General features: G+C 53.8%; 10 protein-coding genes. 9 read left to right on the forward strand and 1 reads right to left on the reverse strand.

Features of this window, described 5'->3' with window-relative positions; all coding sequences use genetic code 11:
* The first annotated feature begins 121 nt into the window (after positions 1-121).
* From KF752_19365 to KF752_19395, 7 genes are all read left to right on the forward strand, one after another.
* Positions 122-1,096 (forward strand): hypothetical protein, encoded by a 975-nt coding sequence (locus KF752_19365; GenBank protein ID MBX3423722.1) that lies wholly within the window; start codon positions 122-124, stop codon positions 1,094-1,096.
* 98 nt (positions 1,097-1,194) lie between these two features.
* Positions 1,195-1,575, forward strand: coding sequence for a hypothetical protein (locus KF752_19370; GenBank protein ID MBX3423723.1), 381 nt, complete (start codon positions 1,195-1,197; stop codon positions 1,573-1,575).
* A gap of 323 nt (positions 1,576-1,898) precedes the next feature.
* Positions 1,899-5,054, forward strand: coding sequence for a hypothetical protein (locus KF752_19375; GenBank protein ID MBX3423724.1), 3,156 nt, complete (start codon positions 1,899-1,901; stop codon positions 5,052-5,054).
* A gap of 561 nt (positions 5,055-5,615) precedes the next feature.
* Entirely contained in the window at positions 5,616-5,807 is a 192-nt protein-coding gene (locus KF752_19380; protein ID MBX3423725.1) for a hypothetical protein, read from the forward strand.
* Between the two features lie 1,287 nt (positions 5,808-7,094).
* Positions 7,095-8,030: an ankyrin repeat domain-containing protein gene (locus tag KF752_19385; GenBank protein ID MBX3423726.1), complete on the forward strand. Its 936-nt coding sequence runs from the start codon at positions 7,095-7,097 to the stop codon at positions 8,028-8,030.
* 119 nt (positions 8,031-8,149) lie between these two features.
* Positions 8,150-8,422, forward strand: coding sequence for a hypothetical protein (locus tag KF752_19390; protein MBX3423727.1), 273 nt, complete (start codon positions 8,150-8,152; stop codon positions 8,420-8,422).
* 14 nt (positions 8,423-8,436) lie between these two features.
* Positions 8,437-8,937 (forward strand): hypothetical protein, encoded by a 501-nt coding sequence (locus tag KF752_19395; protein MBX3423728.1) that lies wholly within the window; start codon positions 8,437-8,439, stop codon positions 8,935-8,937.
* Between the two features lie 347 nt (positions 8,938-9,284).
* On the opposite strand, the gene KF752_19400 is transcribed toward KF752_19395, so the two are convergent.
* A complete protein-coding gene (locus KF752_19400) occupies positions 9,285-10,934 on the reverse strand; it encodes an acyl-CoA synthetase (GenBank protein MBX3423729.1) in 1,650 nt (549 codons plus the stop codon).
* 507 nt (positions 10,935-11,441) lie between these two features.
* Here KF752_19400 and KF752_19405 point away from each other — a divergent pair.
* Complete coding sequence (locus KF752_19405) at positions 11,442-13,553, forward strand: elongation factor G (protein MBX3423730.1); 2,112 nt, start codon at positions 11,442-11,444, stop codon at positions 13,551-13,553.
* 253 nt (positions 13,554-13,806) lie between these two features.
* Entirely contained in the window at positions 13,807-15,066 is a 1,260-nt protein-coding gene (locus KF752_19410) for a VCBS repeat-containing protein (GenBank protein MBX3423731.1), read from the forward strand.
* Positions 15,067-15,261 lie beyond the last annotated feature (195 nt).

A 15,261-nucleotide genomic window follows, 5' to 3' on the forward strand; every position in this document is an offset into this window, starting at 1 on the left:
AAACCTCGGCTTAATCCCCAATAAAGGTTGCAATTTAAGGGACTTCAAAAAATTCAGATAATTTTGTTGACAGCGCCAGATTTGTCGCATAGAACTCGAATTACTTCAAAGGGCTGTCCTAATGCTAGTCGTGCCCAGTCGAGTTGCCGGTGCAGCGTGGCCTGCGATCCCGACCAGTCGGGCGTCGCAGTTGCTGGCAGTCCAGTTCCAACTGGACCAGTCCCAATGGCTCTCGGCTGACGAGCTGCACGCACATCAGTGGCAGCAGCTCCAGCGAGTGTTGTATCACGCTTGTCAGCACGTGCCCTACTATCGTGCCCGGTTGGCCGAAATTGCTACCCCCATTCAATGCGGTACGGTTGACCAGTCGGATTGGCTGTCGGTACCACTGCTAACGCGCGATGATCTTCAAGCGGCCGGCTCGCAGTTGCACTGCACACCGATGCTGACCAATCATGGATTGATCTCGCAGTCCTCTACTTCAGGCTCAACGGGGTCGCCAGTGGCCACCCTGGGCACCACCGTCACGCGGATGTTGTGGAGCGCCATGTCGTTGCGGCAACACTTGTGGGCAGGGCGCGACTTCACTCGCAAGCTAGCCTCGATCCGCGCCTTCGATCAAGCAGAAAAAGTGGACACGGAAGACTGGGGGTTAGGAACGCTGGATATCGTCCGCACCGGACCAGCAACTACGCTGAGCATCTTTACGAGTGTCCAGGAGCAAGCCGAGTGGCTCGTCCGCGAACAGCCAGACTATTTGTTGACCTACCCTTCGGTGGCCAGTGCGCTGATCCAGCATTTTCAGCGAACTGGCCAACGCTTGAACAACTTACGCGAGCTGAGAACCTTCGGCGAAGTGGTTGAGCCTCAACTGCGTTGGTTGTGCCACCAGAGTTGGGGTGTTCCGCTGACTGACGTTTACAGTACGCAGGAGCTGGGCTACGTAGCCATCCAGTGCCCGGAGGTCGAGCAGCATTATCACATACAGAGCGAGAATGTGCTGTTGGAAGTCTTGGACGATGACGGACGACAGTGTCTGCCAGGAGAAGTCGGTCGCGTAGTGATTACCACGCTACAAAACTTTGCCATGCACTGATTCGTTATGAAATTGGCGACTACGCCGAAGTCGGTCCATCATGCAGTTGCGGTCGTGGATTACCTGTACTGCGACGAATCCTAGGGCGCAAGCGGAACATGTTCATCTTGCCCACCGGCCAGCGGCGCTGGCCCTGCATGGACACATCGGTCGCAGGACTGAAAGAGCTGACCTGCGTACGACAATTTCAAGTCCTCCAGCGGTCGCTGACCGAGCTGGACGTGCGACTGCGCGTGGTGCGACCGTTGACAGACGACGAGCAGTCCATTGTGCATCGCACGCTGGTATCGGGTTTAGGCTATCCGTTCCAGATACAGATACATTACGTCGACTCGATTGGGCGCAGCCCCAGCGGCAAGTTCGAGGATTATCGCTGCGACATCGTCGCGGATCGCTCCGTCGATCCCCCCGAAGGCGTCGACGAGCATACGCCTCGCTACGTGAGCGAGGGACCGTCCCTCACAAACGTATCGGGTTGAGTAGACCGTCCCTCACTAACGCGTTTTGTAGTTGCGCACTTCATGTTTAATGGTCCGGAAACACCCTATGAGCTGGTTGTTCGTACTCGTCCTCAGCCCTTGGCGGTACTCGTACTCCTACTCGAACAGTGCGTTTCGATTACGAGCAGGAGTACCATTTCATTGAGTACGAGTACGACTCCAGACCCAAAAGCGGAACTTCAAGACTAACGCGTCGGGTTGAGATCAGGAAAGTCCTAACAATTTCAAGATTCCAGTCCAAGGTCAGGTTTGATCAGGTCGTAAAGCATCCACTACGGCATCGCACTGAAAGGGGAAGCAGCATGCGCCACCAGAAGAATCACAACTTGTTGGCTGAACACGGATCTCGCAAGTCACGCTTCGAGATGCTGGAAAGTCGGCGTTTGCTGGCAGCGGCCATCGGAGAGCAATCGGTGTCGCTGAGCACGATCAACACTTACGGCATGGCACTGTTTGGCAGCGATTGGCAGTCGGATGTGGGCCTGCAAGACACTCAGGTACAGCAACACATTTCCAACGACTCGTGGCGGTCGATGCTCAACGAAAGCCAAGCGGCGACCATCCAGCAAATTCGCAATAACGCTCCATATCTTGGTGCGGAAACGCTACAGGCTCAGGTCGATCAGGCGCTGGCTAGCGCCAACTTGAGCAGCATTGATGTGCGCGAGCTGGATTGGCTGCAGGAGAGGTTACCCGGTCCGGCTGCCTGGGCCGATTACTTTGCCGACGGAGAGGTTGCCGAGTCATTGGGTGCCGAAGGCGAGACCCAGCCCGATGAGCGTCCGTTTGCATACATCAAATACTCTGAGAACGACGCCGAGCACACGGCCTTCGAGGGCATGCTCACCTCGTACGAGGCGGCCCAAACTCAGAATGGCCAATATCACCTGATTATTGGAATTGGCGAAGTACCCGAAGGGAGCATAACCGTTCAGTGGCAAGCCACCAGCGGTACAGCGACCGCTGATGTCGATTTTACCCCGACCTCGGGCAGCGTGACATTTACCGAAACCTCGGAAGGTGAAAAGACCAGCATCATCCAAATCATCAATGAAACGCAGGATGAACTCGACGAACGATTTACTATTGCGTTAACGTCGTCGGCGTCGAGCAACTACCGAATCGATCCAGAGCGCAACGATGTCCGAGTGAAAATACCGGCAAACGACCTGCATGTTTCGATTTTTGATGCCCCACCAGTAACTGAAGGTGATGTCAGTTTTGTTGTGCCGCCTGCATGGCTGCCTATGGCGCGATTTAGGATGACTATTTCCAGCCCGCGCCCCGAGCCGGTTTCGATTCCGTGGCGCTACGCTCCCGCCATCCCCTTTTCGTCAGACCATATCGCACAACGGTATAGCGACATCTATGTCGGAGAAGGCATTGCTGGAGTCGACGGCTACATCGTTTTCAATCCCGGCGAAACCGAGAAATTTCTCGATATCCCCATCGTTGGCGACGAGCTGTACGAGCTGACCGAGTATTTTTACATCGACATTGCTGGAGAACAGCTCAATCCTCTGGAATTCATCGTCGACAGACAGCGTGCTCTAGGCACAATACTCGACAACGATCCCTATCCGGAGCTATCCATCGACGATGTTGAGGTAGAAGAAGATGCGGGAACAGCGACATTGACCGTCACCATGACGGGCCGCAGCAGCTTTCCAGTGACGTTTGACTGGACGGTCGAAGATGTGGAGGCAATCCATCCCAACGACTTCAACCGCTCTGAGCTTTCCGGCACAGTTACCATCCCAGCCGGCGGCGGCCCCGGACCGCACTTGGAATCCTTCTCTTTTGAGATCATCAACGATTTCATTACCGAGCCTGAAGAGGCCTTCCGCCTCACGCTAAGCAACGCGACCCGAGCGTCGATCACCGATGGCACGGGCATCGTCAAAATACTGGCTAACGATCCCAAGGTTGATATCCGTGTCGACTCTAACAACGACGGTTCAATCACGGAAGCCGACGATCCAATTGAGGAAAATGCACCAGGCAAGGTTGTATTGATTAACGGCGATGACGACAACGGAAATGGCGTGCTTGATTATCTGGAAATCGGGCCACTGTCCAGCCCAGATGATGATCTAGTGCCTGTCAATCTTGCCTTTATACAAGCTGGCATGCCTCAGGATGAACTAGCGCGCCTAAGAGTGGTTTTGACTTTTTCAGGGGTCAGGGTTTGGGATACTTCGACCAAAAAACAACAGATTCCTTCGGAGCGAGTGTGGGCAGCAAATCAAGTGCCGCCCACTCTGTTTATCGAGGGAGTAGGTGGAGGCGCTGCGACGCTAGCCCTGAAGCTCCATCGACTTGAAGGCGATTTGGCGACAATAATAGTCCCATCTTTTGATTTGACCAATTTAGTCCATTTCGATTCCGTTGTGGTAACGGTTAGTGGGGTCGGCCTAACAGGCCATACCCCGTATACCGAACCATTCCGGCTGCGTCCGATTGCCGAAGCCAACGAGGAGAATCCGGGAGTCCATATACGACGCAACGGTGATGATGATAACGGCAATGGTGTCCCAGATCGCAATGACACGAATGTCGAAAATGAAAACGATCTAATTCTTGTTGCGATTGATAATGGAATTGGTGCAACCGAAGGAATTCGCTTTGAACTTGAACGAGGTTCTAATGATATTCGCGTCTGGACGACGCCCAATAAGGGTACTCGGTTTTTCGCCGCGAATAACCTAGGCCCAATAGCATTAAACTCGATTCTAAGTTGCGTCTGGGTCGAATGGGTAACGCCTGGTACTGGCGAGGCAACCTCCAGTCTGGAACTCCGATTGATCGACACTACTAACAACATTGTAATTGGAACGGACACGCTGGTGTTTCATCCGTTTACGGCGGTAGTGATAGTACTGGGAGGTGAAGACCAAGAGCCTGCTGATCCTGCTGATCCCGCTACCCAATTGGGAAATCTCGGAACATTCAGGTCAGCAATTGATCTATACATAGAGAATTACGACGTCCACATGTATAACGAGGACCTAGTTGGTTGGGAGGTGCCTACCATGGAATCTATACCATACCGAGAAGTAGTCAACGCTGTTCAAAGTCGTGGCGTGACGAACGTGGCTCTCTACGGCTATAGTCACGGTGTTGGCTCGACTCTCTGGCTTGCCGGGACGTTAAATCTCAATGTGCTTGGCACCCTCACCGACATCACGCAGCCTTTTACCGTGCCCTTTACCGCGTACATTGACGCCATTACGGAGGATAGGTTCGGAGCAGAGAACCGACGCCCCCCTCTAAGCCAATTTCATGTCAATCAATATCAGCGAAACTTTTTTGGCTCCAACGGAATAATTGGCGGCCCATCAGATGGAGACGACGACCTTAACCGCACCAACCTTAATGTTGATCACTACACGATAGATGATCATAACTCTGTATTAGACTTTCTTAAAATGCGATTTAGGCAGCGGGTGTCTAGATGACAAACCAGGAAAGGCGAATGCGAATTCATAGATGGTGCCTGATTGTTCTTTCTCTGATCGGAGTGTGCATTGCAACATTCCTATCGTTGTTTCGGGTAACGTTCTATGTTTTGTGGGGTTGCGTATTCGGCGATAATGCAGACCCCGGCAAATATGCACTCGCACTTGCCGTTCCGGCGTCCCTTGTAGTCTCCGCTATATTCTTGGCTCATGCAGTCGCTCATGAGGTTAGAAATAGTGTGTTGCTTCTGGTCTCAGTTGGAACATTTGCAATAATTACAATGTTAGTTTGGCCATGGCTGAGCGACTTTCTTGATGATTGGAGCGCGGTGCTGTTGCGATTAATAGCGCTAACTTTCATTCAACAATGAACAACGCATACAATGAGTATCTGTGCGATGAGTAAAATAACAGACTCTCGCGTTGCAAAAGTACTTTGCACTTTGCTTGTAGCCACGGGTGTGCTAATCCACCCCTTTCAAGCTGTCATTAGCGAGAACTGGGGTTGGAGAGATTGCCGCAGCGCTGCCAAAATGCCCAGAGTGTTGCAGGTAGGGATGAATGCTTGGTGATTTAGATTTAGAAGAACAGAATCCAGCGGCAGCGTGTCGAGTGACTGCGGAAGTACTGCGTACCAAGGAGGAACTAGCCATGTCGTTCGATAGCGTGTTGTCACGGTTTGCAGACCAAAGCGGCATAATACAGTGGTCGAATTGCAATGGCCAACATATTATCGCCACGGGAACTGGATAAGATTTATTTTTGAAGAGGCCCGGCAGCGGCAATAAGAAGACAGGCTGCTATTTTCAGTGTGGTTTGGCCTGCTGACACTGGCGGTAGCTAAAACGCAGCCATCACTGCATGCAGCATATCAATCACAGCGAGAAGAGCTGGGGGTATCGGTAGCCGCGTTGTATGACAAGCTGTCGGGAGTGGAGCTTACAGTAACACGTGAATTGGTAAGGCACTTTGGCCCAGCGGATGTCAGCGGTCATCGACGCGTTGGGCGAGACCAGAAGACCAAAATTACTCCAGGGGTATAGCACATTGTATCTGGATGGCAGCCATCCCCAGGGGCTACCGAGCACCGAAGAAGCAAACGAAACGCGGGGCGTGCGTGGCGGACCGCTGCCGGGTTAGGCTTAGTCGTACTGGATGGAGACCGAAGGATCATCAGCGATTTCTTGCCATGCGTCGACGGACAGCCACAAACCGCCCTGATGTTGGACTGGATCGACCTGCTGGCGAAGACCAGTTGTGGATAGCCGACCGTAATTTCTGTGCCAAGCAGATGATCTTCGGTACCCACGACAAGCCAGTTTTGTTGCGGCATCACGGAGGATTAGCCTGCCGAGCTGAAGGGCCAGGGTGCGAGACCAGATGCGCTTGGCACGATACAGGAGCAAACGGTCAGCGTGGAGAGGAGACACGCTAGGTGCGGTCACGCTACGGCGGATTACGATCAGCTAGACAAGCCGACAACCGATGGCGCGGGAAATTTGTCTGCTGACGAATCTGCCTACGGAGGTTTCAGCGTCAAGTGCGCGGAGCCTGTATCATACCGGTGGGACATCGAAGCGGCCTTCGGAGAGATTGCTTCATCGCTACGCGGGGAGATCGGCACGCTGTGCTATCCATGACCGCGTTGTTGGGTTACGCGCCGGATGACTAACACATACAACTTTGGCCGTGGCCCAAGCAGCCATGAGTGTGGTGCATGGTCGCCAGATGGTTGAGAGAATGTATCGGTATGGCCAGCGAAATGACACGACCTGGACGGGATTGAGATAGCGATACCAGACAGCCAATGGCAAGCTCGCTTTGCGAAACTTGATGCAGCTCAGTTGGCGCACAAGCTACTTGCACTTGCGCACAAGACACAGCTGCGTCGGTATCAGAAGCATCGACGGGGACCAAAGAAACCTACCCCCAAACGCCAAGGCACTCAGCCCCATGTCAGTACCGCTCGACTGCTTGCTCAACAGAACTAACACCTTGAAAGGGGTGCACACTGGGCTACATAGAATGAGTGTCATAAACATGTCAAGTTGTTCTTCATGCAGTTTACTGATTCTAATTGTGTTCACTACTATGGGGTGCCGCCCCACGATATTCCGCTCATCTTGGCATGAGAAGGTCGGCTGGAAGGCTGAGGATTTTTTCGACGATCCGCTGGTTATCCAATTGTGTCAGGCTATCGAATCTAACGATGTCGCAGAGATCGATCGGCTAGTAGCTGCAGGTGCCGATGTCAATGCGCTGGGCAAAGACAATATGACACCGTTGATGTGGGCCTACCCTGAAAACAAGATTGATCGCTTTAAGCGATTGCTCGAACACGGGGCGGATCCTAACGTCTATTTCGAAAGTGATCTTAGTTCTCGTGGAGCTTTCCTGAAGGGAGAGACCGTAACTCATCTAGCTGCGGGTACCAGATTCGAGGGTTACTTTGACGCTGTATTTGACCACAAAGGAGACCCGAACTTACGGGATCAATCCGCGCTGGGGCAAGGCGATACTCCCATATTCACTGCGATTCAATCCTCACCAATCGATTTAATTGATCGAATTCGAAAGCTGATCGAACGTGGGGCTGATATCAATTGTAAGAGCAACGGTTCAACTCCAGTTATGGAGGCAGTTTCGTGGGGACAGTTCGTCGTAGCCTTAGAGTTGCTGAAGATGGGTGCGGATCCAACGATCTATCCGAGTGATACCAGCAATAAGCGGTTAGTGCATTCGGTCGTCATGAAGCGCAATGGGTTGAAAACATATTGGCCTGATTTCCTTGAAGCACAGTATAACGAATTGGTCCAATGGCTGGAGGAGCATGGTGAATCGATAGCTGAAGCGGAGCAGGATATAGAGCGGTGGAAGTCGTGGCAAAAGGAGCTAGTGACTATAGAGCAATTTAAACGAAAGATGGAGGATGAAATTGCTGCACGCAAATCCTCCGCTCCAGAAAATAAGCCATAAGGCTCATGTTTAATACACATTATCGAACAGCATTCGATTTAGTAATCGTCAAGCTGCTCCAAGTTGCTCGTGATCGATGCGTGAGCCCCAAGCATGGTGATTGTAGAGAGAAGATAAGCATGAAACTGTCTGGTCGCTTAACGTCAGTGTGCGAGCTATCCTCGACGGATCGGCGGCAGATGCTGGCGCTGATGGATCTGCATTATGATGGCGTTTGCCCGCGGGTGTTTGAGGAGGATTTGGCGGACAAGCGGTGGGTGATCCAGTTGTTCGACCCGAACACCGGCGAACTGTGTGGGTTTTCTACACAGACGATTATTGATGTAGAGGTCCAGGGCCAGCCGGTGCGAGCGCTGTTTTCGGGCGATACGATTTCGCAGCCGCTGGGGTGATCAGGCGCTGGCTTATGCGTGGGGCGAGCTGGCGCTGCGGCTGGTCGACGGAGATCACCCGACCGGGGCTGTGGTGGTTTCGTCGCGTCGGGCTTCTAAGGTCCTATCGCTTCCTGCCGGTGTTCTTCCGCAATTCTACCCGCACTACCATCGCCCCTACACCGAGCGCGAAACAGGCAATCATCGGCGCCTGGCTGAAGCATAAATATGCCCGGCAGCTACGATACGGCTCGCGGCGATCATTCGCGCTCAACCACATCACTATCGCCTGCGCTTGCGACGCAGCCGACATGACCCCCGAACGCGTCCGCGACAGGCACATCGAATTCTTTGCGCGCCGCAATCCAGGCCACACATCCGGCGACGAACTCTGCTGTCTGGCTCGACTGGCCCGCGACAACTTTACGCGCGCCGCTCATCACGTATATCCGATCAACGGCCCCGCTGAACCAAGCGAACTGGCCGCTTCGTCGGTTGCAGCAAGCCGGTCGAGACAAAACGCCGCGAGCAAGTGAACTTCGACATTACGAAATTCCCAACAATCAGTCGGCTTTCCCACCGATTCAGACAGGCCCTCAGATAGTGCAGATCAAGGCATAAAATGCAGCTCAATCTGTTGGTATCCGTGAATCTGTGGGAGAGTTGATTGCGGAATTACAGCACGACCATATGGGGTAGCAGCATTTCAGCGATTTGAAGTTAGGCGTGCAGAACCGGCAAATATCAATGACGTAATTCGCAAGTCAATTCTGTGGCGGTTCAAACTTTTACTGACGCACTGAGTGTTTTACCGAATTGTACGTCCGGTTTGTTGCTGACTGGCTTTACCCGCCGTTCGTCTTCCTCGCTGATTCGCGAACGCTCACGTTTCATCAGCCGTCTTGGCCATGTCACGCAACTTATACTTTTGAATCTTGCCTGTCGAGGTTTTCGGGATTTCGGCGAACACAACCTGTTTGGGACATTTGAATCGCGCTAACAGCGATCTACAGTGGTCGATAATCTCCTGAGGGCTGGCCGTGCGACCGGGCTTGAGTTCTACGTAGGCCAGTGGAACCTCGCCCCATTTTTCATCGTCTTTGGCGACCACGCCGCAGGCCGCGACGGCGGGATGCTTGTAGAGTGCGTCCTCGACTTCGATTGACGAAATATTTTCGCCTCCGGAAATAATGATGTCCTTGGAGCGATCCTTCAGTTGAATGTAACCGTCTGGGTGCATGACTCCCAAGTCGCCCGAGTGAAACCATCCACCTTCGAACGCTTCGTCGGTGGCCGCTTTATTCTTGAGGTAGCCTTTCATTACGATGTTGCCTCGAAACATGACTTCCCCCATAGTTTGGCCGTCGTGTGGTACTTCGTTCATCGTTTGTGGGTCACGGACGGACAGGCCTTCCAAACCCGAATAGCGCACTCCTTGCCGAGCCATTTTTGTGGCACGTTCACCTCGCTCCAATGCGTCCCACTCGGCTTGCCACTGATTGACGACAGATGGACCGTATGTCTCCGTCAAGCCATATAAATGGATGACTCGAAAGCCGGCGTCGGCTAGTCCAGCCAGCACCGCCTCGGGAGGCGGTGCGGCGGCGGTGTTGCAGGTTACTTGCTGCGGGAACGAACGTTTGTCCTCCTCGGCTGCTCCCAGCAGAGTCGACATTACAATGGGCGCTCCGCAGATAACAGTCACTCGATGATCGGCGATGGCATCGTAGACCGCTTTGGCGCGGACCCATCGCAGGCAAACATGTGTCGATGCGGTCACGGCCAGAGTCCATGCGAAACACCAACCATTGCAATGAAACATGGGCAACGTCCACAAATAAACGCCGTGCTGGCTCAGCCCCGCATGAATCGTGTTGGTATAGGCCATCAGTGCCGCGCCCCGATGATGAAACACCACGCCTTTGGGATTGCCTGTCGTCCCCGATGTGTAGTTGAGCGCGATGGAATCCCACTCGTCGGCAGGCACCAGCCACTGAAATTCCTGGCTGCCCTCGGCCAAGAGTGCTTCATATTCCAAGCTGCCCAACCAATCGCCTTTGGGATAAGGCGCATCGGCGGGATACTGTGTATCGTCGAAGTCGATGACCAACGGCTTGACTTTGCATAGCCGCAAAGCTTCAGAGATCACCGCCGAAAACTCGCGATCCACGATCAGCACTTTTGATTCTGCATGATCCAGTTGAAAGGCGATGATGGCCGCGTCCAATCGAGTATTAATGCAATGCAGCACCGCTCCAACCATTGGCACACCAAAATGCGCCTCCAGCATGGGCGGCGTATTGGACAGCATGACCGACACCGTATCCCCCTTGCCAATGTTGCGGCCAGCCAACGCGGACGCCAATCGCAATGATCGCTGCCAAAACTGTCGGTAGCTGTACCGTAGTTGGCCATGAATGATAGCCGTGTGATTTGGGAAGATATCCGCAGCTCGCTCCAAAAAACAGATTGGCGTTAACGCTTGATAGTTGGCTGGGTTCTTGCCTAAATCTCGATCGTACATGTGCGTCATCGGATCGCCTCTCCAGGTTGCGGCGCTGGGTATCTACACTATGGGATAGGTCCATCCGGTTGTTTACTGACAGGTTTCCCGGTGGCATACATCCCGGCCATTGTAGCATTCGCGGACACCCTAGATTCGTGGTTTTATGTGTTTGCACCTGTAAACTGTAATGCTAGAAAGATTTGCGCCACTTGCCTATTTGCGGGCAGAGCGTCCAGCGTTGGACATCAGACACCATCGGTTAGCTATGTGTCGCCAAGCGGTGAAATTAAGCGGACAGTGGCTGTCGTCAGAGGCTGGATATTTGAGTCTACCGACATTGATCTTCACGAACTGTCACTACGGCGCGGACATCGATCGAACCATCATGGCACTGAACTACAGGCTTGGGGAGGTCATAAAAAAACAGGCGAATTTGCTGCGCCTAGCAGAATCCGTCTACCAAAACAGTTACCATGAAAGATATGTCTGCCGACGACGGCGTTGTTTGTGTTCTCTAACGCAGAAGGGTACGTCATGTCCAGTCACGTTCAGATCTCCAATCGTCGAAACATTGCTTTGTGCGGCCACGGATCGATCGGCAAGACCAGTTTGATTGATGCGTTGCTGCTACATACGGGAGCGATTGCCGGCCATCACAGCGTCGATGACGGCACGAGTGTTTGCGATTTCGATCCTGAAGAAAAACTACACAAGCACACGATCGAAGCCAAGGTCGTGCATCTGCAGTCTGATTCAGTGTACTTTACCTTTCTGGACACGCCCGGCTACACAGATTGCATCGGCCAAACGATTGGCGCGCTGGTCGCAGCCGACGGAGCTGTTATCGGCATCAATGCTCACAAAGGGATTGAAGTCAATACGCGGCGCGTATTCAAAGAAGTCTTGGACTTGGGCATGCCGGTTAGTTTAGTCATCACCCGGGTGGATGGCGAAGCCGTAGACTTTGGTCCATTGATGCAGCAGATTCGCGACACATTTGGTCCCAGCTGTGTGTTGATGAACTTGCCAAAACGCGATGGCGAACTGGTGACTGGCATAGTCGATCTCTTAGAGCCCGGCGATGACTTGGGGGCAGTGATGGAAGTAGGTCCACTACATGATCAGCTCGTCGAGGCCCTGGTCGAAGGCAGCGATGTGCTGATGGAACGCTATCTGGACGGCGATATTCCGTCGATTCAAGAGCTATTACCACTGTTGCCGGATGCCGTGTTATCGCGCGAGTTGATTCCTGTATTTTGTGTCGACGCGCGCGACAATATCGGGTTGAGCGAGTTCTTACGCGGTTTGGCTCAGACCATGCCCTCCCCCGATCGTATCGAGCGCCACGGCAGCTCTACCGAAGGTCAGGATGTGGTACTGCATGCCGATGCTTCTGGGCCTCTGGTAGCCCAAGTCTTCAAGACTCGCGTTGATCCCTACCTACAAAAGCTCAGTTATATCCGGGTCTTCAATGGCACGCTGAAAAAAGATCAGTTGATTCATGTCGACGGCGATTCACAAACCATCAAGATACCGACTCTGCTTGAAGTGCAAGCCGGGCAGACGCAGCCCTTGGACTACGCCGAGGCCGGGCAGATTGTGGCCGTGGCAAAAGTGGACGCCTTGCACACCGGGTCAGTACTGGGGGATGTGCGTATGCCGGAAATTCACTTTCCACAGCCCATGGTCGGACTGGCCATCCGTCCCAAGACGCAAGCCGACGAGAAGCGGTTGTCGGTTGCATTGCACAAGCTGGTCGAAGAAGATCCCACCATTCGCTTGGATCGAGACAGCTTGACCAGCGAAGTCGTGCTGACTGGAATGAGTGAGCTGCATTTGAAATTGTTGCTGGAGCGAATGCAGCATCGTGACAAGGTTGATTTGGAGACTCACGATCCGCGTATACCGCTGCGCGAGACGATACAAATACAAGCCGAGGGCTCTTATCGCCACAAGAAACAGAGCGGTGGTCGTGGCCAGTTTGGCGAGGTGCACATTCGCATGTATCCTTTTCCACGCGGGACGGCCGTTGAGGATTTTGCTACCAAATCGCGTTTCCCAAGTCTCAAGGCGGTGCATCATGACGCCGTCAACAACTTCTTGTGGATCGACTCGGTTGTTGGCGGCTCGATTCCAGGCAACTTTTTGCCGGCAATTGAAAAGGGGTTTAAGGAACGTATCGTTCGCGGTGTGATCGCCGGCTATCCAATTCAAGATGTGGCCGTGGAGGTTCACTATGGTAAGCATCATCCGGTCGATAGCAGCGAAGCTGCCTTCAAGATCGCCGGTGCCATGGCCTTCAAGCAAGTGTTCCTGGAATCGCAGCCCTGCTTGCTTGAGCCGCTGGTAAAGCTAGACGTTAGCGTACCTGAGTCGCATGTCGGCGATGTGTATGGCGACATGAGTTCCCGCGGTGGCCGAGTGTTGGGTACCGACTCCGGTGGCGGTGACATTCAAGTCGTGCACTGCATCGTGCCGTTGCGCGAAGTCATGCATTATGGACGTACGCTCAGCAGCATGACCGGCGGCCAGGGCAGCTACTCCATCGAATTCTCCAGTTACGAAGTCATGCCCCCCAACGCCCAGCAACAGTACCTACAAACAGTCAAAGCCGAAGACGAAGTCGAATCGCTGCTCAGTTCGTAGCTCCAAAATTGTTGTTAGACTGGTGTCGGATATTACCGTATTGGCCGGTATGGCAGTGGTGGGTACGCCGCATGTGAATCGGTTGCGATTCAGCGACCGAACCTGGATTTCGTGAATCGCCGCGCTCGTTGTAAGATGTGTGCGACGAAAAGAGGGTGCCATACATCCATGCTGAGAATCAGCTCCGTCCATCGTTTGAACATCACGCAAGCGACCAGTTGACATACTCTGTCACACAGCCATTGAAGCTATCATGCAACGTTTCGCTAGTCTGGCTTTTGTATGCATTGCAAGTACTTGGGCGCAGGCAGATTTTCCGCAGTTTGAAATGCAGGAGATCGACCGTACGCTCAAAATTGGATATGCGGTAATCGCTGAGGATCTAGACGGCGATCGACAGCCCGATATCGTCGTGGTGGATCAACACCAAATCGTTTGGTACCGCAATCCAGGTGACGCGACAGCGCCTTGGACAAAGCACATCATCCTGGACGGCCAGACGCGGCCTGACAATGTTAGTATTGCGGCATTGAATATCGTCGGTGATGAATTGCCTGAGTTGGTAGTCGGTGCGGGCTGGAAGCCTTTTGATACGCTGCAGCCAGGGCAATTGGTCTGGCTCGAGCGTCCGCAGGATATCACCCAGCAGTGGATGATGCATGCTCTGCCGTGCGACGAACCGACCGTGCATCGAGTGCGCGCGCTAGATATCGACGACGATGGAACCATGGAGATCGTCCATGTGCCGCTCATGGGCCGAAATGCAACTCGCCAAGCCAACTGGCTGGACGGCCGCCCCCTGGCCATCGTCGCGCTCAAAATTCCTGCCAACGACCCGCGCATCCCAGAGAACTGGAAACCTCACGTACTGTCTCAGCAGCTGCATGTGGCACACAACTTTGTGGATGGCGGCGCGGGTGGGTACGCCCGGCGTGGTCGCGGGATACTGGTAGCCAGTTACGAGGGCCTAAGTCTGCTGTATCCCGAAGGCACAGGCGATCTTTGGACAACGCGATTGATGCATGCCGCCAACCAAGACAACCCTGCGGCCAGTCGCGGGGCCAGCGAAGTCAAACGCTCCGGTGATGGGCGCGGAATCATCGCAACGATCGAACCGTGGCACGGCAACCAAGTCGTCATTTATGCTGCGGGCAAGCCCGATCCGAGCCAAGCGTTTTCGTTAGTGCGCTATGTACTGGACGATCGTCTGCGCTGGGGACATGCCGTGTGCTTTGCCGACTTGGATGGCGACTCGGTGGATGAGCTTATTATCGGTGTACGCGATGATCCCAAGCCCGAGCAAGGTGACACATTTACTGACCGACGCGGAGTGCGACTCTATCGTAGCCTGGATCAGCAGGGCTCCAGTTGGCAGCGGCACATACTGGAGGAAGGCGGTGTAGCCGTCGAAGACCTGACCGCAGCAGATCTCAACGGCGACGGGCGCATCGACCTCATCGCCGTCGGCCGCCAGACCGGCAACGCCAGAATCTACTGGAATCGCGGACAATAGGCGAACAACATGAGCGATTCGGTATTGGACGCGGTTAGTACGGGTGGTTAACCTGAGTCACGCGTGGAGCAGTTCTCGCAAGGACTAAACAACGGGTGATTTGTGCGTCCCCGCGCTGCAGCACATTTGCCGGTGATTCAATTTCCAACGTAATCGTCAGCAACCACTCCAGCACGCGGAGATTGACGATACAGC

This window comes from Pirellulaceae bacterium (assembly GCA_019636385.1).
GTDB lineage: Bacteria > Planctomycetota > Planctomycetia > Pirellulales > Pirellulaceae > Aureliella.

Bases quoted from the DNA above. Each gene is read 5' to 3' on its own strand.
- KF752_19380 (MBX3423725.1), top strand. From the start codon at position 5,616: ATGCTTGGTGATTTAGATTTAGAAGAACAGAATCCAGCGGCAGCGTGT.
- KF752_19410 (MBX3423731.1), top strand. From the start codon at position 13,807: ATGCAACGTTTCGCTAGTCTGGCTTTTGTATGCATTGCAAGTACTTGG.
- KF752_19400 (MBX3423729.1), bottom strand. From the start codon at position 10,934: ATGACGCACATGTACGATCGAGATTTAGGCAAGAACCCAGCCAACTAT.
- KF752_19405 (MBX3423730.1), top strand. From the start codon at position 11,442: ATGTCCAGTCACGTTCAGATCTCCAATCGTCGAAACATTGCTTTGTGC.
- KF752_19390 (MBX3423727.1), top strand. From the start codon at position 8,150: ATGAAACTGTCTGGTCGCTTAACGTCAGTGTGCGAGCTATCCTCGACG.
- KF752_19395 (MBX3423728.1), top strand. From the start codon at position 8,437: ATGCGTGGGGCGAGCTGGCGCTGCGGCTGGTCGACGGAGATCACCCGA.
- KF752_19365 (MBX3423722.1), top strand. From the start codon at position 122: ATGCTAGTCGTGCCCAGTCGAGTTGCCGGTGCAGCGTGGCCTGCGATC.
- KF752_19370 (MBX3423723.1), top strand. From the start codon at position 1,195: ATGTTCATCTTGCCCACCGGCCAGCGGCGCTGGCCCTGCATGGACACA.
- KF752_19375 (MBX3423724.1), top strand. From the start codon at position 1,899: ATGCGCCACCAGAAGAATCACAACTTGTTGGCTGAACACGGATCTCGC.
- KF752_19385 (MBX3423726.1), top strand. From the start codon at position 7,095: ATGTCAAGTTGTTCTTCATGCAGTTTACTGATTCTAATTGTGTTCACT.